Source organism: Sporosarcina sp. FSL K6-1540, from assembly GCF_038620285.1.
Lineage (GTDB): Bacteria > Bacillota > Bacilli > Bacillales_A > Planococcaceae > Sporosarcina > Sporosarcina psychrophila.
The window spans coordinates 2368625-2387500 of the sequence record NZ_CP152018.1 but is presented as its reverse complement, the minus strand read 5'-3'; the positions used below and the strand labels follow the sequence as shown (position 1 = coordinate 2387500).

18 protein-coding genes are annotated in these 18876 nt (G+C 41.8%); 3 read left to right on the top strand and 15 right to left on the bottom strand.

Going from position 1 to position 18876, the window contains the following annotated elements; genetic code table 11:
- Nucleotides 1-371: 371 nt before the first annotated feature.
- The gene (locus MKY15_RS11090) at nucleotides 372-1235 is read right to left on the bottom strand and encodes a nucleotidyltransferase-like protein (RefSeq protein ID WP_067205848.1); all 864 of its coding nucleotides are present in this window, start codon (nucleotides 1233-1235) and stop codon (nucleotides 372-374) included.
- A 127-nt stretch (nucleotides 1236-1362) separates the two neighbouring features.
- On the opposite strand from MKY15_RS11090, the gene MKY15_RS11085 reads away from it, so the two are divergent.
- Nucleotides 1363-1743, top strand: coding sequence for a YgzB family protein (locus tag MKY15_RS11085; RefSeq protein ID WP_067205845.1), 381 nt, complete (start codon nucleotides 1363-1365; stop codon nucleotides 1741-1743).
- A gap of 47 nt (nucleotides 1744-1790) precedes the next feature.
- Here MKY15_RS11085 and perR read toward each other — a convergent pair whose 3' ends face one another.
- From perR to bcp, 3 genes are all read right to left on the bottom strand, one after another.
- Entirely contained in the window at nucleotides 1791-2234 is a 444-nt protein-coding gene (perR, locus tag MKY15_RS11080) for a peroxide-responsive transcriptional repressor PerR (RefSeq protein ID WP_156475952.1), read from the bottom strand.
- A gap of 131 nt (nucleotides 2235-2365) precedes the next feature.
- A complete protein-coding gene (locus MKY15_RS11075) occupies nucleotides 2366-3310 on the bottom strand; it encodes a D-2-hydroxyacid dehydrogenase (RefSeq protein WP_342537573.1) in 945 nt (314 codons plus the stop codon).
- 13 nt (nucleotides 3311-3323) lie between these two features.
- Nucleotides 3324-3800 carry a thioredoxin-dependent thiol peroxidase gene (gene bcp, locus MKY15_RS11070; protein WP_338653573.1) on the bottom strand — a complete coding sequence of 159 codons (477 nt, stop codon included), beginning with the start codon at nucleotides 3798-3800 and terminating at the stop codon, nucleotides 3324-3326.
- Nucleotides 3801-3926: 126 nt separating this feature from the next.
- Between bcp and MKY15_RS11065 the strand changes: the two genes are divergently transcribed.
- Nucleotides 3927-5231, top strand: coding sequence for a glutamate-1-semialdehyde 2,1-aminomutase (locus MKY15_RS11065; protein WP_067213828.1), 1305 nt, complete (start codon nucleotides 3927-3929; stop codon nucleotides 5229-5231).
- Between the two features lie 250 nt (nucleotides 5232-5481).
- Nucleotides 5482-6564, top strand: a complete 1083-nt coding sequence (locus MKY15_RS11060; protein ID WP_067205834.1) for an aromatic acid exporter family protein — start codon at nucleotides 5482-5484, stop codon at nucleotides 6562-6564.
- A 114-nt stretch (nucleotides 6565-6678) separates the two neighbouring features.
- Here MKY15_RS11060 and nikC read toward each other — a convergent pair whose 3' ends face one another.
- From nikC to mutY, 11 genes are all read right to left on the bottom strand, one after another.
- Nucleotides 6679-7602, bottom strand: a complete 924-nt coding sequence (gene nikC / locus MKY15_RS11055; RefSeq protein WP_342537570.1) for a nickel transporter permease — start codon at nucleotides 7600-7602, stop codon at nucleotides 6679-6681.
- Between the two features lie 17 nt (nucleotides 7603-7619).
- Nucleotides 7620-8624, bottom strand: coding sequence for an ABC transporter permease (locus tag MKY15_RS11050; protein WP_338653577.1), 1005 nt, complete (start codon nucleotides 8622-8624; stop codon nucleotides 7620-7622).
- A gap of 111 nt (nucleotides 8625-8735) precedes the next feature.
- Entirely contained in the window at nucleotides 8736-10370 is a 1635-nt protein-coding gene (locus MKY15_RS11045) for an ABC transporter substrate-binding protein (protein WP_342537569.1), read from the bottom strand.
- Complete coding sequence (locus tag MKY15_RS11040) at nucleotides 10367-11380, bottom strand: dipeptide ABC transporter ATP-binding protein (protein ID WP_338653579.1); 1014 nt, start codon at nucleotides 11378-11380, stop codon at nucleotides 10367-10369. Before MKY15_RS11040 ends, MKY15_RS11045 begins: the two co-directional genes overlap by 4 nt.
- Nucleotides 11352-12374, bottom strand: coding sequence for an ABC transporter ATP-binding protein (locus MKY15_RS11035; RefSeq protein WP_067205821.1), 1023 nt, complete (start codon nucleotides 12372-12374; stop codon nucleotides 11352-11354). Before MKY15_RS11035 ends, MKY15_RS11040 begins: the two co-directional genes overlap by 29 nt.
- Nucleotides 12375-12597: 223 nt before the next feature.
- Nucleotides 12598-13617, bottom strand: a complete 1020-nt coding sequence (locus MKY15_RS11030) for an ABC transporter substrate-binding protein (protein WP_342537568.1) — start codon at nucleotides 13615-13617, stop codon at nucleotides 12598-12600.
- A gap of 253 nt (nucleotides 13618-13870) precedes the next feature.
- Nucleotides 13871-15628: an ABC transporter ATP-binding protein gene (locus MKY15_RS11025; protein WP_067205817.1), complete on the bottom strand. Its 1758-nt coding sequence runs from the start codon at nucleotides 15626-15628 to the stop codon at nucleotides 13871-13873.
- A 283-nt stretch (nucleotides 15629-15911) separates the two neighbouring features.
- Complete coding sequence (locus tag MKY15_RS11020) at nucleotides 15912-16457, bottom strand: DUF402 domain-containing protein (RefSeq protein WP_067205814.1); 546 nt, start codon at nucleotides 16455-16457, stop codon at nucleotides 15912-15914.
- A gap of 177 nt (nucleotides 16458-16634) precedes the next feature.
- Nucleotides 16635-16946 (bottom strand): gamma-type small acid-soluble spore protein, encoded by a 312-nt coding sequence (locus tag MKY15_RS11015; protein ID WP_067205811.1) that lies wholly within the window; start codon nucleotides 16944-16946, stop codon nucleotides 16635-16637.
- A gap of 63 nt (nucleotides 16947-17009) precedes the next feature.
- Nucleotides 17010-17756, bottom strand: coding sequence for an enoyl-[acyl-carrier-protein] reductase FabL (gene fabL, locus MKY15_RS11010; RefSeq protein ID WP_067205809.1), 747 nt, complete (start codon nucleotides 17754-17756; stop codon nucleotides 17010-17012).
- 2 nt (nucleotides 17757-17758) lie between these two features.
- A complete protein-coding gene (mutY, locus tag MKY15_RS11005; protein WP_342539739.1) occupies nucleotides 17759-18820 on the bottom strand; it encodes an A/G-specific adenine glycosylase in 1062 nt (353 codons plus the stop codon).
- Between the last annotated feature and the right edge of the window lie 56 nt (nucleotides 18821-18876).

Below are 18876 nucleotides of genomic sequence, written 5' to 3'. Positions count from 1 at the left end.
TTGTGTGTGTTTCTTTTCAACCAACCGAAGCTGACTTAGTTAGAAACGTTTTGCTCAAGTGCGTTAGCACTCTCGCTGTATTTCATTGATGTTTTGCTGTTCAGTTTTCAAGGTTCATTTGTAGAGAATTTGAATTGCGTTCCTCACTTTAGTAGTTGTCGTTGTTTCGGTGACAACTTTTATATCATATCAACTTACGTTGACCGTGTCAACAACTAATTTCAACTTCTTTTTCTTTACCTTTACTTCATCTCTCAAGCGGCGATTTACTTTGCCTCCCAAGCGACAAGAATTATAATAACATGTTCATCAATCTTTTGTCAACTAGATTAATAGGACGAATTTAAATCGTCCTATTACCCAGTTGCCAGTCACACTACTTTATAGTCTCTGTGGAAAATCAATTCATTTTTCGAATCGCTCTGAACCACGAGAATAAATCCTTTATCAATCAGAAACTCAATAAACACTTCAAGGTCAATTGAATACATTCTGATCTCTTCGTGTTCGTGTAGCTCCTGAATCGTCCATAGCTCTTGAGTCGCCATGACATCTCTAATATGACGGGCACCATCAGCTGTCCGATTATGAATGAAAAACTCACTTGCAAGAAACAACAGTTCTAATCTTTTTTCCAAAGGTTCTTCGCTCATAATCAATTCTTCATATAGTTTGTAAATTGCCGGGTCAATCTTTTTCACTTGAGACCATACCGTCACCTCCGGAAATAACCCGTTTTCAATAACTGCAAGTCTCGCAAGATGATGAAGAGATTTAACAACGTGATGATATGCATCCATGTAGTTTCCCTCTTCAAAAAACTTTTTACCTTCCATATAGCCTCTAACAAGCTTCGAAAACTCTAGCCCCATTTTTATATCCCGTCCACAAAAAGGATACTCCTGTAATTCCGTTCTCAGTTTTTCGACGAACTCATTTCGATCGAAGTAAACCTTCCCGTAATATAACCAATCTACAACTTTCCTCTTCGAACCGAGAACCAACCATTTCCGCAACTGCTTTTCACTAATTATATGCATTGCAGCTTTCTCATTTCCGTCTGTGTAATGTTTCGTAAAGACAGGGATTTCATCGTCGGCGGTAATGATGAGGAGGATCACATCGAATGTATCTGTAATCGGATCCTCTTTCCCTCTCTTTTCTACAAGAATGACACCAAGTGTCTCCGGAAAACTTGCCCGCTCCTGATAAATTGGTCTTAGTACTTGTTCCACTAACACACCTCCCTGCCATTTCCTTTCGACGAAGAGGCTAGGATATCCTTTATTCAAGAAGGTTTAATAACGTAAAAAACGTAATATATGATATAGTAATTGAGGATATATCAAGGAGGTACGTTGGATGAAGCCCTATAAAAATAAGATAAATAGGATCCGGTCATTCGCCCTTGCTTTAATATTTGCCGGGGTCGTCATTATGTATATCGGGATTTTCTTCAGGAAATATGAGATTGTTATGCTCATATTCATGTTTCTTGGTGTTCTTGCCATCCTTAGCAGTACGATTGTTTATGCTTGGATTGGGTCCCTATCCACTCGAGCCATCCAAATCGTCTGTCCTAGTTGTGGCAAACATACGAAAATGCTCGGACGCGTCGACATGTGCGGGCATTGCCGAGAGCCACTCACACTTGACCCTTCATTAGAAGGAAAAGAGTTTGACGAATCATATAATAGAACGAAGAACAAAACTGCTGCAATAAAAGAGGATTCTAAGGAATAAAAAAAACGTCCGATACAACCTTCACTGGAAGGAGTATCGGACGTTTTTTATTTAGTATTCGCTACGCGCGAAACACATGAAGGACATGTACCATATACTTCCAGACGGTGATAATTTACTTTGAATCCTGTTACATGAGAAGCTAAGCGCTCCACCTCTTCAAGTCCAGGATGATGGAAATCAACAATCGTTCCGCATTCATCACAGATGATATGATAATGATCGTGAGTAACAAAGTCAAAACGGCTTGAAGCATCTCCATAAGTAAGTTCCTTAATAAGTCCCGCATTGCGGAACACACGAAGGTTATTATATACTGTTGCAACGCTCATGTTAGGAAAATCAGATTCAAGTGCTTTATATATATCATCAGCCGTTGGATGTGACTCAGAGGAGATAAGATACTCTAAAATCGCATGCCTCTGTGGCGTAATTCTGACGCCACTATTTTTCAATGCGTCCAGCGCGCCTTTCAATCTAACTTCCGACATCGCTATGCACCTCTATCCATAAAGATTCTCACTTTATAATTATTATCATTAGTGTACTTAAAATAGGGTGCATATGTCAACTAAAGCGCTGTGTGAGCCACTTCATTTGTGTCTATCAATTTAGTTCCCACTCAGTAGCCAAGTTCCATGTCAATCAAGTTCAGAAGATCCCGCTCCCCCTGTTGCCACTTACCTAGGTTTTCTTCAAAAATAGTGAGGGCCCTTTCAACATACTTTCCAGAAAGACTTGAAACATGTGGCGATATCGTACAATTTGCAAGTAACCATAGTTCATTGTCAGCAGGTAGCGGCTCTGTTTCAAATACGTCAAGAACCGCATGCCTGATTTCATTACTTTTCAATGCATCTATTAGAATCGGTTCAGCAAAGAGGTCACCCCGACCAAAATTCATGAAGACCGCATTATCCTTCATGGCTTTGAAATGCCCTTCTGTTAGCAGCCCTTTTGTTTCTGGTGTACTCGGTAAAACAGAAATAACGAAGTCTGCTATGCCCACTCTATCTATCAAAGCTTCAAACTTTATTGTCTCATCCATCGATTCACTTGCCCTGCCCGATCTGTTACAACCAATTGTAGTGACACCAAATGCTTGAAGTAAGCGTCCTATTTCAGAACCAATTGCGCCAGGACCTAAGATAAGCACAGTCGACCCTTTTAATTCAATCGAGCCGACTTTCCGATTCCATTCTTTTGACCGTTGTCTTTCGTCAATAAGTGGTAACGACCGTTGCAGTGATAATATATGCGCGAGAACGGATTCCGCCATCGGTGTTTTGTGGATACCGCGAACATTTGACATGACGATGTTGCGCTCAGCTATTTCAGCAAGAGGCATTTTTTCAACGCCAGCCGACGCAACCATTATCCATTCCAATGCTGTCGCTTTGTCGAGTAGCGCAACGTCTACATCACCGCCATATGTCACAATAATTGATGCTGTTTGAATTTCAATGTCTTCCGGCTTTTTGTTGAATTGAAATGTAACTTCAGGAAACTTCATGACAAGCCCCTGTTCCTGATGTTTCTTCATATCAAATGTGAATAGTACTTCCATTTCTCGTTCCCCCTCAAGGCTGTGTTAGTTGCTCCAATGTCACAAGTGCTTCTTCTATATGGCCTTTCACTTTCACTTTACGCCATTCTTTAACAACCGTCCCCGTCGGATCAATCAAAAATGTCGAACGCTCAATACCCATATACTCCTTACCGAACATCTTCTTCAACTTCCAAACATCATATTTTTCAGCAACTGTGTGCTCTTCATCAACAAGAAGGGAAAACGGCAGTCCATGTTTCCCGATAAATTTCTCATGTGAAGCTGCGCCATCAGGGCTCACTCCAAGCACTACTGCATTCAACTTGCTAAAGTCTTCATACGCATCTCGGAAATCGCAAGCTTGCGTTGTACATCCAGGTGTTGAATCTTTCGGATAAAAATAGAGAACAACATACTTTTCACCCGCGAAGTCTTTTAGCGAAATCATTTCACCGTTCTCATTTGGCAATGTAAATTCCGGTGCATGCATACCTTCAAGTGTCGTCATTATCCATTCCTCCAATATATACTTTCCTTAATCGTACAGAATGCGCTCTTTAGTTTCAAATTCTTTGGCTATCTGCTTCATTTTGTTTAGAATAGAGAGGGTAATGAATTGAACGGGGGAATTGAAATGATCAGAACGAATTCAGAAAAAATCTATAATGAAGCTTGCGAGCATATCGTAGGAGGGGTAAATAGCCCATCGCGCGGATACCATGCAGTTGGCGGCGGAGCCCCTACAGTAATGGAACGTGCAGAAGGTGCTTACTTCTGGGATGTCGACGGCAATAAATACATCGACTATCTTGCTGCATATGGACCAATCATTACGGGGCATGCCCATCCACATATTACTGAAGCAATCGTTAAAGCCGCGCAAACAGGTTTGCTATACGGAACGCCTACTCGACATGAAGTGAAGTTTGCAAAAATGTTGAAGGAAGCAATGCCTAGAATGGATAAAGTACGTTTTGTAAACTCTGGTACAGAAGCAGTCATGACGACAATTCGAGTTTCTCGTGCATATACAGGGCGGACAAAAATCATGAAATTTGCAGGCTGCTACCATGGTCATTCGGATCTTGTACTCGTTGCAGCAGGTTCTGGCCCCGCAACGCTTGGTACTCCTGATTCAGCAGGTGTGCCAGAGTCGATTGCTAAAGAGGTAATTACGATTCCATTTAACGATCCTAATGCTTATATAGAAGCAATGGAAAAATGGGGCGACCAAATCGCATGTATTCTAGTCGAGCCAATCGTTGGTAACTTCGGCATTGTTGAACCAAAAGAAGGGTTTCTTCCGCTCGTCCATGATATCGCAGCCGAAAAAGGCGCTTTGATTGTTTATGATGAAGTAATTACTGCATTCCGTTTCCACTACGGCGGCGCACAGGATTTGCTCGGTTTAACACCCGATCTTACTGCATTCGGAAAAATTATTGGCGGCGGCTTACCAATTGGCGGTTACGGTGGGAAAAAAGAAATTATGGAACAAGTCGCTCCACTAGGTCCTGCTTATCAAGCAGGGACAATGGCAGGGAATCCAGCGTCGATGTTAGCAGGAATTGCTCTTCTAGAAGTTCTCCAAACGCCTGGTATTTATGAAGAAATGGACCGTCTAGGTGCTATTCTTGAAGAGGGCATTGTAAAATCTGCAAAAGAGCACGGAATTACATTAACGACAAATCGTCTTGGAGGAGCCCTTACTTTGTTCTTTACAGACGTAAAAGTCGAAAACTACGAACAAGCTGAAGCAACAGACGGCAATGTGTTCGCCAAGTTCTTCAAACTGATGTTAAAAAACGGTATAAACCTTGCACCTTCAAAGTATGAAGCGTGGTTTTTAACAATTGCTCATACGGAAGAAGACATTATGGATACACTTGTTGCAGTCGATCATTCATTCAAAGAGCTCGCAACTTCTATAAACGGTTGACCGCACGGTATTGTTAAGGTACAGTAGCGAAAAACAGCTTTAACTTCATTTAGCGGAAGCCTTCCACTTCGATAAAGTGATAGGTATTTGCAAAATAGGCATACAACTTGGTAGGAGCAAAACTCTAGCTAAATGAAGTTACAGTCTCCGACGGATGCCACAGACTTTTAAGTGGAATTTATCGAGCAGGCTCGATAAAAGTCTGTGCGCAAATACGCCAAGGCGTATTTGATCAGAAAGGATAACCCCCATGATACTTGGTGCCCGCATTTTTAAAACGGGCATTGCGATTATGTTCGCATTGTTCCTAGCAGAAATTTTACACATGCCGCATCCATTGTTTGCGGGAATCGCGGCCATTTTTGCCATCCAACCTTCTATCTATAGATCTTATTTAACAATTATCGAACAGGTTCAAGGTAATATAATTGGCGCAGTTGTTGCGGTTTTATTTGTTCTCCTGTTTGGTAATCAGCTAGTCTTCATAGGACTTGCCGCGGTCATTATTATATTAATAATGATTAAATTGGGCCTAGAAAAATCAATTTCGATGGCACTCGTGGTAATGATCGCCATAATGGAAATCAAAGGCGATGAGTTCCTGTCATTTGCATTGCTCAGATTTTTGACATTGATTATCGGTATTCTTGCCGCTTTCGTTGTGAACTTGCTGTTCATGCCACCGAAATACGAAACAAAATTATTTGAGTCCATTCATCAGGCACAAGACGAAATTATTCGTTGGACCCGCCTGGCTGGAAGGCAAGCATCTGATCACTTAGCAACAAAAAAGTCACTGACAAAATCGAAGGAGCGCCTTTCTCAGGTAGATCAGCTGTACACGCTATTTAAAGAGGAACGGAGCTACTTCAAAAAGAATACGAGAAACAAAGCGAGAAAACTTGTCGTTTACAGACAAATGGTTGCTACTTCAAGGAGCAGTTATGATGTACTGAAAAGACTTCATCAGTATGAAAATGAACTGATTGATTTGCCGGAACATTTCCGGATGATGGTGCAGGAACGTCTCGACGCACTGCTCACATATCACGAACAACTCCATCTGAAGTTCGTTGGTAAACTGAAGTCTGATGCAGTAAATACCAGTCCGAATGAAGAATACATCCAGCGTCATGAGGTGATGGAGATTTTTGCAAAGGAAATTGCCCTTACGAAAGAAGAAGAGGAATTTTCCGCCTATCATCTTCTTCATATCCTGTCGTCTATCTTTAATTATGAAGAACAACTTGAACACTTTGACAAGCTGATTGTTCTATTTCAGAAGTACCATAACAATAAAGTGAATTCGAAACTGACAGAAGAAATCTATTAAGAAAAACGCTGGAGCTAGACATTGCTCTAGGTTCAAAAACTTATACTTTCTTATCTATTAAAAAATACCCTACATCCCGATGAATTTAGCGGGATGTAGGGCATTTTTATTATCCTAACTCTTCATCTTAGGATCGAGTGCATCACGTAAACCATCACCCATTAAGTTAAAGCCCAGTACTGTAAGCATAATTGCGATACCTGGGAAAATCATTGTCCATGGGGCTGAATGTAGGAAGCTTTTTGAATCCGCTAACATTTTTCCCCACTCTGGCATCGGCGCTTGTGCACCCAGTCCTAAAAACCCAAGTGCAGCTGCTTCAAGGATTGCCGTTGCAATTGCTAGAGTTCCTTGAACAATTACCGGCGCCATAGAGTTCGGCAAGATGTGAGAAAACAGAATCCTAGCATCTTTCATTCCGATCCCTTTTGCCGCAGTAATATATTCATCTTCTTTTATACTCAATACTTTTGAACGAATGAGCCTTCCAAAGTTCGGCACATTTATAACTGCGATTGCGATAAGCGCATTTTGCAGACTCGGACCAAGTACGGAAACAATTGCAATGGCCAACAAGATAGAAGGAAATGCTAGCATAATGTCGAACACACGTGAAATAATCGTATCAACCCATCTGCCATAATAACCTGCTACGATACCCAATGCACTTCCTACAACTACCGATCCTATTACAGAAAAGAATCCAACCCATAGTGAAATTCGGGCACCATGAACAATTCGGGAAAAAATATCCCTTCCAAGGTCATCTGTTCCAAACCAATATTCACTTGAAGGAGGGAGAAGCCGATCCGATAACTTTTGGTCGTTAATGCCCTCTAGTCCAATGTTTGGACCAAGATAACCTTGTTCCGCCGCAAAACCGAAACCCGCTAGCAGGATAAAGAATAAAACAATACCCATACCAACAACTGCCACTTTACTCTTTTTAAAGCCATTCCAAGCTTCACGCCAAGGTCCTGCAGTTTTATCAACTTTATTATTCGCAATTCCATCGGCCTTAGGTACAAATTCAGACATAAGTGCTTCCCCCTTCCTCAATCATATTTAATCCTCGGATCTATCAGACTATAGAGCAAGTCTACAAGCAAGTTGATCAAAACAAAGAAGAGCGCCACAATTAGAATCGATGACTGAATGACGGGATAATCTCGGAAACCAATTGCGTCGTAAATATAACGCCCAACACCAGGCCAAGCAAAAATTGTCTCTGTCAAAATCGCACCACCAAGCAACATTCCCATTTGCAGACCAATAATTGTTAACACCGGAATGATTGCATTTTTAAGCGCATGCTTATATACGACCCAAAACATTTTCTGACCTTTCGCCCGTGCCGTACGAATATAATCGGAGCGCATTACTTCGAGCATACTTGAACGGGTCATCCGTGCGATAATTGCCATCGGAATTGTCGCCAATGCTAGTCCCGGTAATATAAGATGACGGAAAACCTGCCATAACTGGTCAAAACGTCCTTGAATAATTGTATCAAGTACATAGAGATTCGTTATGGCGTTGATAGGATCTCGTACTTCCTCTCGCCCTCCAGTCGGCAACCATGGATTTTCTACAGCAAAAACCCATTGCCCCATAAGGCCCAGCCAGAAGATAGGCATAGACACACCAACAAGTGCCAAAATCATCGCCGTATAATCAAACCATGAGTTTTGAAACCACGCTGAGATGATTCCTGCATTAATACCGATAATAACTGCAATAACGATGGCGAATAACGCCAATTCAAACGTAGCTGCTAAATAAGGCCATATTTCATCTGATACAGGAGCTCGGGTTCTCATTGACTCGCCCAAATTCCCTTTGAAAAGGTCACCCAAGTATTTGAAATACTGAACATACCAAGGGTTATCCAAACCAAGCTTTATCGTCAATGCTTCGACTGACTCTTTAGTCGCCTGCTGCCCAAGAATAATTTGGGCGGGGTTACCCGGGATTGCACGGATAATCATGAATACGATAAATGTCATCCCAAGCAGGACAGGAATGAGCTGCAGCATTCTTTTTCCAATGTAGCTCAGCATATATTTTTCACCTCTCCAACTCTTCTCTCAACTTATATGTATCCATCAAATGAAAGAGAAAAGGAAGAAATCCGAAAGACCTCTCCCTTTCCTTTCATTTCTAACAATCTGTTACTTGAATTCTACTTTCGACAGTAAATCCGAGGCAATTGGGCCTGGAACGAATCCTGTTAAATCTTTAGATCCTCCAAGAAGCGGAGTTGAGTGAGCAAGTGGTACCCATGGAGCGTCATCATGAATGATGACCTGCGCTTCTTTGTACAATTCATTTCGTTTCTCTTCATCGATTTCAGTTTGTGCTGCGATAAGGAGGTCGTGGAGTTTTGCATTCTTATAGTACGTATAATTATTGCTACCGATATTATCTTCATCTAGCAAAGCGTATAGGAAGTTATCTGCATCTCCGTTATCCCCAGTCCAGCCGAGCATAAACGCATCTGCATCCCCTTTTTCTGCAAGATCAAGATAAGTTGCCCATTCATGCGAAACAATCTTTGCAGTAATACCTATATCTGCAAGGTTTTTTTGGATGACTTCAGCAACTTTTTTACCATCTGGCATATATGGACGTGGTACCGGCATTGCCCATAGATCCATCTCAAAACCGTCTTCAAGTCCTACCGATTTTAGAAGTTCTTTCGCTTTTTCAGGATTGTATTCATATCCTTCTACATCATCGTTATAGCCTGAAATGGATGGTGGCATCGGGTTTTTCGCGACATCCGCACGTCCTTCGAAGAATGAGTCAATAATTGATTGTTTGTCGATTGCATAGTTAATCGCTTGGCGCACCTCTTTTTTATCGAAAGGAGGACGTGTTACTGTAAGACCTAAATAACCTACGTTCAAAGACGGACGTACAAACAATTGAAGTTTTTCATTATCTTCAATCGATTTGCCATCTGATGGATTAATGCCATCTGCAAGTTCGATATCCCCAGACATCAATGCATTCAAACGTGCAGAGTTGTCAGGAATTGAACGGAAGATAATTCTTTTAAGTTTTGGTAGTTCTGCATCCCAATAGTCATCAAATTTTTCAATTGTGATTGTTTCATTAGGTTTCCACTCTACGAACTTGAATGGACCTGTACCTACTGGATTTCTTTCGAATTGATCGTCACCTATTTCAAATGCAGTCGGACTTGCAATTGCAAACATGCTCATTGCAATATTTTTAAGGAATGGTGCTTGTGGACGCGTTAATTTTATTAGGACTGTATTATCACCGTCTGCTGTAACCGACTCAATAACATGACCTTCATCACCTTTAAAACCACCGAATGTTGTGTTATAATATGGGAATTTCTCTGCATCCCCATTAGCCCAACGCTCGAAATTTTTAACGACCGCGTCAGCATTGAAGTCAGTTCCATCATGGAACTTAATGCCTTCACGCAGTTTGAACGTGTACGTTAAACCATCTTCACTTGGTTCCCATTCAGTGGCAAGCCCTGGATTAATTTCTGTATCACTCTCCCCGAAATTCAGAAGCGTTTCGTAAATGTTGACCGTAACTTTGAAAGATTCTCCTTCAGTCACCCTTGATGGATCGAGAGAAGTCGAATCCCCACCGCGTCCAAACACTAATGTATCTTTCACATTTTTACCGTCTTCAGTTTTAGTACCTTCCTCTTTACCGTCTTCCTTCTTGCCATCGTCGGCATCTGACCCACAAGCGGCTAGCGCTGCCGAAAGAACGAGAAGCAACATCAGTGCTAGTAAACCTAACTTCCTTTTTCTCATATTGACCCCTCCAACTGTTTTATATCATTGTCTACCTGCTCACTGTAAAGGTGACAGGCGACAGAATGACCCGAATCATGCTCGACAAGCCTTGGTGTAACTTTCGTGCAAATTTCCATTTTATGCGGACAGCGCGTATGAAACGTGCAGCCACTAGGAGGATTCGCTGGGTTTGGAATATCCCCTTCAAGAAGAATTTGCTCTTTCTTGAAGTCTGGATCAGGTACTGGAACCGCTGATAATAATGCCTGCGTATAGGGATGAAGCGGTTTCGCATAGAGCTGCTCGCTGTCTGCCATTTCTACCATCTTTCCAAGATACATAACGCCGACACGATCACTAATATGACGGACGACTCCCAGATCATGGGCTATGAAGATATAAGTGAGATTGAATTCCTTCTGCAAATCTTGCATCAGGTTTAACACTTGAGACTGAATCGACACATCGAGAGCCGAAACAGGTTCATCAGCAATTATCAGTTTTGGATTTGTCATTAGCGCTCGAGCAATCCCAATACGCTGACGCTGTCCTCCACTAAACTGATGCGGATAGCGCTTGGCATGATATGCGCTTAGTCCAACAATTTCAAGGAATTCACGCACTTTCCTTTTCCGCTCTTTCGAATTATCAATGCCGTGCACAATGAGCGGCTCTTCTAATATCTTTTCAATCGTGTGACGCGGATTGAGAGATGCGTATGGATCTTGGAATACCATTTGGATGTCACGTCTCGTTTTCCGCATTTCTCCGGTAGATAAGGACGTCAAATCTTTGCCGTCAAATTCAACTTTCCCTTCGGTTGGTTCAAGAAGTCGCATCAGCATCCGGCCCGTTGTCGATTTACCGCATCCAGATTCACCTACAATGCCTAGCGTTTCGCCTTCATTCACGTAAAACGATACGTCATCTACCGCTTTGACATACCCAACTGTTCTGCCAAGAATTCCTTTTTTAACTGGAAAATACTTTTTCAAACCTTCAACTTTCAATAAGGGCTTTGTTGTCATGCTGTTTCACCCCTTCTCTGTCGTATAGGAAGCATCGAGTCTGGTGAACATCCGAAGTTTCATATAGTTCAGGGTTTTCTGTTAGACAACGATCAAATGCAAACTCACATCTCGCTGCAAATCTGCACCCCTGCCGGATTGAACCGGGTTTCGGCACGCTACCCGGGATAGAATAGAGTCGCTCCTTTTTATAGCGCATGTCGGGAACGGATTGAATCAGCCCTTTTGTATAAGGATGCTGTGGATCTTCGAAGATCATCTTAACGGATGCTTCTTCAATAATTTGTCCAGCATACATGACAATGACACGTTCGCATGTTTCTGCAACGACACCCAAGTCGTGAGTTATAAGTAGAACAGCTGTATTCAATCTCGTATTTAATTCCCGCATTAACTTCAATATCTGCGCTTGAATCGTCACATCTAGAGCAGTGGTTGGTTCGTCAGCTATAAGTACTTTAGGATCACATACCAACGCCATCGCAATCATTACACGCTGTCGCATTCCACCCGATAATTGGTGAGGGTAGTCTCTCATCATTTCCTCAGCACGAGGCAAACCGACCAGTTTCAACATTTCAACTGCTTTTCCCTCAGCCTTTTTCTTAGACCAGCCTTTTTCGTGAATCCGCACTGCTTCTGTCATTTGATTGCCAATCGAGAACAATGGATTCAGTGATGTCATAGGTTCTTGGAAAATCATCGCAATGTCGTTTCCTCGAATACGCCGCATCTGTTTTTCATTCATGGTCAGCAAATCTTTATCTTCAAATAATATTTTGCCTCCGACAACTTTCCCAGGAGGCTTTGGCACTAACCCCATTATCGATAAGGAGGTTACACTTTTCCCGCAGCCAGATTCTCCGACAATTCCAAGGATTTCTCCTTCATTCAAGTGAAAGTCAATATGATCAACAGCCGGTATTTCCCCCGAATCAGTAAAAAAGGTCGTCTGTAAATCTTTTACTTGGAGGACAGTCTTCCTCTCATCCATCAGATCACCCTTTTTCTTAATCAATCATTTAGTTATTTTCAGAATTAATAGGTCGTTCTAATTATACGATTATACAGAATAAATGCAATACTTTTTTATATATTCTTATAATAACAAAGGCATACTCTTGGTACTGCGCCCTATCAACTATAGAAGATATGTTCATTTACTGCGAAAAAAAGCTATCCGATTGACCAGGGTATCGGCCAATCGGATAGCTTTTTCACTCTTCTTCTGTTGGTAATTCGAACTCCACTTTCGACAACACATCAAAACCCGTTACTTGTGGTAAGTAATTCATCATGTATTTTGTCGCTCCGAAAAGTGGTGTTGAATCGGCAGCAAATATGGAAGGAGCATCTTCATAAACGGTTTCCATAAAAGGTCGTTCAAAAAATTGTAAATTGGCATCGTCGTCAACTTTCATCCTATCTGCCGGATTAATACTATCGGCTAGATCGATATCCCCTGCAATCAATGCATTCAAGCGTGCAGTGTTATCAGGAATTGACTTGAAGATGATTTTTTCAAGCTTCGGCAAACTTTCTTGCCAATACTCTTGGAATTTCACAACCACGATTGCTTCATTCTGTTTCCCTTCGAAGTATTGGAACGGTCCCGTACCGATAGGATCGCTTTCAAATTCCTCATCGCTTTGTTCAAATACGTTCGGACTAACAATCGAGAACGGACTCATCGTTAGATTTTTCAAGAATGACGCTTGTGGGTTATTCAACTTGATTGTTACGGTATCATCGCCTTCAGTCGAGACCGATTCAATAATTTGGCTGTCATCACCTTTGAATCCATTAAATACCGAAGCGTAGAAAGGAAACTCTTCTGCATCGCCGTTAGTCCAGCGCTCAAAGTTTTTCATGACCGTATCTGCATTAAAATCTGTATCGTCATGGAATTTGACATCTTTCCGCAACTGGAACGTGTACGTCAAACCGTCTTTACTAGAATCCCACTTTTCTGCCAAGCCTGGAACTACAGTCGTGCCCTGCTCATCAAGATTCACGAGTGTCTCATATAGATTGACAGTAACATGGGTGGAATCCCCTTCCTTCATATGAGCTGGGTCTAATGACGTGGAATTCCCGCTATGTCCGTAAACTAATATTTTCTTTGCATTTTCCTGCATACTCTCATCATCCAAACCCGATGAAGTACACGCTCCAAGTATTACCGAAAGGGAAACAATCACTATCAAAGCCAATGGTCCAAACTTTACTTTTTTCATAAAAATCCCTCCATTATTCTAAATCATCACGATTCCCACTCACTATGGATCTGATAACCGCTAAAACGCTCCGAACTCCGACCTAATTATTATATAGGAGTTTCAACTAAATCCAATGCCCTTTTCGTCAAGTTCAATGGGAAGTTATTTTTTCAACGTTAGAATAACTATATATGTTGAAAAAATGTATGCCTATATAAACTAAGCCATAGCCGAAGCACATTCAATAAGATTGTTTATTTCACCCTATATATCATTTTGAATTTCCAAGTACTTGAACTTGGAACAAACCATAGTAAATTCCTTGTAATTTCATCAATTGCTCGTGTGTACCCGTCTCTTTTAACTGCCCTGAATCAATGACGAAAATCTTATCAGCATGTGTAATTGTCGACAAACGGTGAGCAACAATGAGGGTTGTTCTTTCATGCGCAAGTCGTTCAAGTGATTCCTGAATGAGCGCCTCACTTTCAAGGTCAAGTGCGGATGTCGCTTCATCTAAGATAAGGAGCGGTGGATTTTTCAAGAAGACACGTGCAATTGCAATTCGTTGCTTCTGACCACCCGATAACTTCACGCCACGTTCCCCTACTTTGGTATCGTAACCGAGCGGGAGCCCTTCGATGAACTCATGTGCATTCGCCGCTTTAGCAGCAGCAATCACTTCTTCATCTGTTGCATCCGATTTCCCCATCAAAATATTACTCTTCACGGAATCACTAAACAATATAGTATCTTGCAAAACAATTCCAATCTGTTCACGAAGCGATTTTATATTGACGTCACGCAAATCATACCCGTCAATACGCACAGTCCCGCCCGCCACATCATAAAATCTTGGTATCAAGCCAACGATTGTTGATTTCCCTCCGCCACTCATGCCTACAAACGCGACTGTTTCACCTGGCTTCACAGTGAAATTAATACCATCCAGGATTGTTTCCCCATCCTGTTCATACGTAAAGCTCACATTGTTGAACTCAATTTCCCCTTCAATTGGAGGTAGTTGGGTTGCACCGGACTTATTTGTTACATCATACTCCTGTTCCATCAAGTCAAAAACACGGTCCATAGAGGCAAATGACTGTGTGAGTGATGTCGATGCATTGACCAATCGTCGCAATGGATTATACACGCGATCGATGTATGCGATGAAGGCAACCATCGTTCCAACTGACAAATCATTATTGATAACCTGATAGCCCGCATACGCAAGAACGAGAAGCGGTGCAACATCAGTAATCGTATTGACAACTGCAAATGCTTTCGCATTCCACTTTGTATGATCAATTGCTTTATCGAGGAAGTTGCCATTTGTCTTATCGAAACGTTGTTGTTCCTCATCTTCAAGTGCAAAGCTTTTTATGACACTTACTCCAGAAACGCGTTCATGCAGGTAGCTTTGCACATCCGCAAGTGCTTGGGATCGTTTCCCAGTCAACTCCCGCAGTTTCCCGAAAAAGTGTTTGACGCTGTACGCATAAAAAGGGAATGCAAGTAGAGTCACAAGCGTCAGCGGAACATCCATTGTCAGCATAATGACAACTGCGATGATGATTGTCGCGAGGTCAAGCCAAACATTCATAAGACCAATCATTACAAAGTTTTTCGTTTGCTCCACATCATTTATAACGCGCGAAATGATTTCTCCAGCTCTTGTATTTGAATAGTAGCTAAGACTCAATTTTTGCAGATGTGAATACAATTCTTTCCGTATATCATACAAAATCTTATTGCTCACATACTGGGCATAATATTGCCGGTAATACTCAACTGGAGGGCGGATGATAAAGAACACAAGAACTGTCCCACCAAGCCAATAAAATAATTGGCGCGTCATCTCTGCTTTAGTAAGTGTATCCGATCCGATAATGTCATCAATTACAATTTTCATCAGCAATGGAATGAATAAAGGAATTGCGAATTTTACAATTCCAATAAGTATCGTCAATATTATTAACCAGTTGTATGGCTTAACAAACTTCATATAGCGTTTTATACTGTCACCCATCTTTGTACCTCCTACTAAGAAAAGCGTAAGGCGCCGTTTAGCCCCGACAAGTTGGAAGGATGCAGTTCAATCCCTCCCGAAAGACTTGATGATAAAGGCGATCTTTGCCTTTTCGGCAAGACTGAAGCGACTCGAGGGGCTGGCGCCTGGAGTCTAGCTTCCGACCCGAGTTAAAAATGCCTGTCGCAATCTTTCGCGACAGGCATAAGTGAAAAAGGAAGGCAGTCTAAGGTTGCTATATCCTGTCGCAACGACTGCATCCTTGCAATTGCAATCAGGCTTTTCACTTACTTTTCTTGACCTGTTTGTAGAATTCATATCTGGAAGTCCATACTTCAATGAAGTCGGAAGCAAATGGTCCCCTCCGCTGCTTAATCCACCCTAGCAAGGTATCCAGGTTCTTTTGTAATATCTGATCGATGACATCAGGATAGCCCATTTGTTTCCTGTGTTCAGCATATTCATCCTCGTCAAGAATCATATAACTCATATCCGGGAACACTTTTACGTCAAGGTCATAATCAATATACTTCAATGATTTGTTATCATAAACGAAAGGTGAGCTCATGTTAATGTAATAATAAACACCATCTTCTCTTAACATGCAAATGATATTGAACCAATGCTCAGCGTGAAAATAGCAAATGGAAGGCTCGCGTGTCAACCATGTGCGTCCGTCCGACTCTGTTACAAGCGTCCTTTCATTTGCACCGATGACAATATTACGCGTTCCTTTCAATACTACAGTTTCCTGCCAAACCCGATGGATTTTACCATTATGTTTATAACTATGTACTTGTATCGTTTCTCCTTCTTTAGCAATCGTCATGATTAACCCACCTTTTGGTTGCCGGAAAATTTCGAAGCCATTATTATCTCATCATTATACCAACAGAACGGTACTATTTGAAACCTTTCAACTTTTATTTCCATTCATGACGTCATTTGTATCCATAAAAAACCGGCAGAAGCGTAAAGCTCCTGCCGGCCGGCGGTATCCATTTACTTATTTCGAACCGTTCTCGAACTGATTCGAGCGCTGTCCAGAAGCATTGGTTTTGTTTGCTTCGGATTGTTGGTTTTGTTTCCTAACTTGATTTACATCAGTTTCGGAACCAAACTCCTCAGTCATCGCATTTTGATTTTGTTTTTGGTTGTGCATTTTTTGCATTGATTGTTGGTTTTGTTTCTTAACCTGATTTACATCAGTTTCAGAAGCAAACTCCTCATTCATTGCATTTCGGTTTTGTTGTTGTGATGCTTGGTTCTGTTTTCGTACTTGGTTCGCATCAGTTTGATTCGGGTTATTTTTGGTCAATGGATTTTCACCTCCGTACAACTATCATGTGCAAGGAGACATTTTTTATTCAATTGGAATTTTTTACAGTAAAATCGAACGTCCGCCGTCGACAATAATCGTCTGTCCACGAATCATATCCGAATCAGCCGAGATCAGGAACATCGCCGCTTTCACCATGTCTTCAATTTCAACCATGCGACCCGCTGGCGTATTAATACGCGCATCTTCTAGCAATTCATCACGATTAGGGAAATGTTTTAGTGCTTCGGTATCAAGCGCGCCGCCCGAAACAGTATTAACAGCAATTCCTAGTGGCGCAAGCTCGACAGCCAGGTAGCGAGTCAACGATTCAATTGCCGCTTTCGAAACGCCTACTGTCGTGTAGTTGTCAAGATATCGAATAGATCCAAGTGAGCTAACTCCAAGGATTTTTCCGCCTTTGTCCATAAGTCTTGCCGCTTCTTGTGCGCCAAATAGCATTGCTTTCGCATTGATATTCATCGTCCAATCCCAATGTGTTTCTTCGAGTTCCATAATTGGACGCAAAACACCCGATGCTGCGTTTGAAACAAATACGTCTAAACGGCCAAATTCCTCTTTTACTTGTTCAAACATCGTACGAAGTTTTTTAACATCACCGACATTTGCACGGATCATAATTGCTCTCCTGCCAAGTGCCTCGATTTCTTTCACTGTTTCTTCAGCTGCAGAACGGCTTCGTGCATAATTCACTACAATATCATAACCTTGTTTTGCGAGTTCAATCGCAAGTGCTTTTCCTAATCCTCTTGAACTTCCTGTCACCATTGCTACTTTATTTTCAGCCATCATTATATTCCTCCTCGTTTAATTTCATCCCAAATTTTTAAAACCGGCACTGGTTTCGGCAGCGCTTCCACTTCTTCCTGCGAGAAAAACTGGTAACCATCAGGGATTATATCAGTCTTTTCAATCCGTGCCCCGAAGCTTTTCATCTCCCATGTCAAATGGGAAAAGATATGTTTGAAAATTAGTATATCAACTATCCCCACTAGTTCGATACCGAAATGTTCATGAGCCATTTTTTGTGGTGTTTTATCATCCGCTGGCTCGACCATTGGAAACTCCCACAAACTTGCAAGTAGCCCTTTCGAAGGTCGTTGCCGCATTAACCACTCACCTTCACTATTTTGAATTGCAAATGATGCAACAGGTATAATTTTCATTTTCGTTTTCTTCGTTTTCACGGGTAACTCCTCTTGCCTGCCTTCTTGGAAAGCTAAACAAAAGTCTCGAACCGGACATAGAAGGCATTTCGGTTTTGGGGTACAAATTGTCGCGCCAAGCTCCATCAGTCCTTGATTAAAAGAGGAAGGATCTTCTTGGTCTATTAAATCCATGACTACCGTTTCAAAAATCTTTTTTGTACGCGGAATCGCAATATCTTCTTCTATAAGAAGCAATCTCGATATGACACGCATAACATTCCCATCTACGGCATGCTCAGGAACCCCGTAAGCGATACTGAGAACCGCTCCAGCAGTGTACGGGCCAACGCCTTTCAATGTGGAAATCTCCGTTCTATTGGAAGGAACCTCTCCGCCATAATCCGACACAACTTCCCTCACTCCTGCTTGTAAGTTCCTTGCCCGCGAATAATAACCAAGACCTTCCCAAATTTTCAATAAATCGTTTTCTTCCGCCCCCGCGAGTGCTTCCATCGTCGGAAAACTTGCGATAAACCGTTCATAATAAGGTATAACGGTATCAACCCTCGTTTGTTGCAGCATCACTTCGGAGACCCAAATGTAATATGGATTCGACGTTCTTCTCCAAGGCAGATCTCTTTTTTCACGACGATACCAGGAAAGAAGCGCTTCGCGGAATTCGTCTTTCTTCACTATTATTTGCATCATTTCCTCCTTATCGCATATGCTTATCATTGAGCACAAACGGGTATTGATATGTA

Excerpts from the sequence above, each read along its gene's own strand:
- MKY15_RS11065 (WP_067213828.1), top strand. The coding sequence starts at position 3,927 with ATGATCAGAACGAATTCAGAAAAAATCTATAATGAAGCTTGCGAGCAT.
- fabL (WP_067205809.1), bottom strand. The coding sequence starts at position 17,756 with ATGGCTGAAAATAAAGTAGCAATGGTGACAGGAAGTTCAAGAGGATTA.
- perR (WP_156475952.1), bottom strand. The coding sequence starts at position 2,234 with ATGTCGGAAGTTAGATTGAAAGGCGCGCTGGACGCATTGAAAAATAGT.
- MKY15_RS11050 (WP_338653577.1), bottom strand. The coding sequence starts at position 8,624 with ATGCTGAGCTACATTGGAAAAAGAATGCTGCAGCTCATTCCTGTCCTG.
- MKY15_RS11025 (WP_067205817.1), bottom strand. The coding sequence starts at position 15,628 with ATGGGTGACAGTATAAAACGCTATATGAAGTTTGTTAAGCCATACAAC.
- bcp (WP_338653573.1), bottom strand. The coding sequence starts at position 3,800 with ATGACGACACTTGAAGGTATGCATGCACCGGAATTTACATTGCCAAAT.
- MKY15_RS11060 (WP_067205834.1), top strand. The coding sequence starts at position 5,482 with ATGATACTTGGTGCCCGCATTTTTAAAACGGGCATTGCGATTATGTTC.
- nikC (WP_342537570.1), bottom strand. The coding sequence starts at position 7,602 with ATGTCTGAATTTGTACCTAAGGCCGATGGAATTGCGAATAATAAAGTT.
- MKY15_RS11030 (WP_342537568.1), bottom strand. The coding sequence starts at position 13,617 with ATGAAAAAAGTAAAGTTTGGACCATTGGCTTTGATAGTGATTGTTTCC.
- MKY15_RS11035 (WP_067205821.1), bottom strand. The coding sequence starts at position 12,374 with ATGGATGAGAGGAAGACTGTCCTCCAAGTAAAAGATTTACAGACGACC.
- MKY15_RS11085 (WP_067205845.1), top strand. The coding sequence starts at position 1,363 with ATGAAGCCCTATAAAAATAAGATAAATAGGATCCGGTCATTCGCCCTT.
- mutY (WP_342539739.1), bottom strand. The coding sequence starts at position 18,820 with ATGCAAATAATAGTGAAGAAAGACGAATTCCGCGAAGCGCTTCTTTCC.
- MKY15_RS11045 (WP_342537569.1), bottom strand. The coding sequence starts at position 10,370 with ATGAGAAAAAGGAAGTTAGGTTTACTAGCACTGATGTTGCTTCTCGTT.
- MKY15_RS11075 (WP_342537573.1), bottom strand. The coding sequence starts at position 3,310 with ATGGAAGTACTATTCACATTTGATATGAAGAAACATCAGGAACAGGGG.
- MKY15_RS11020 (WP_067205814.1), bottom strand. The coding sequence starts at position 16,457 with ATGACGATTGCTAAAGAAGGAGAAACGATACAAGTACATAGTTATAAA.
- MKY15_RS11040 (WP_338653579.1), bottom strand. The coding sequence starts at position 11,380 with ATGACAACAAAGCCCTTATTGAAAGTTGAAGGTTTGAAAAAGTATTTT.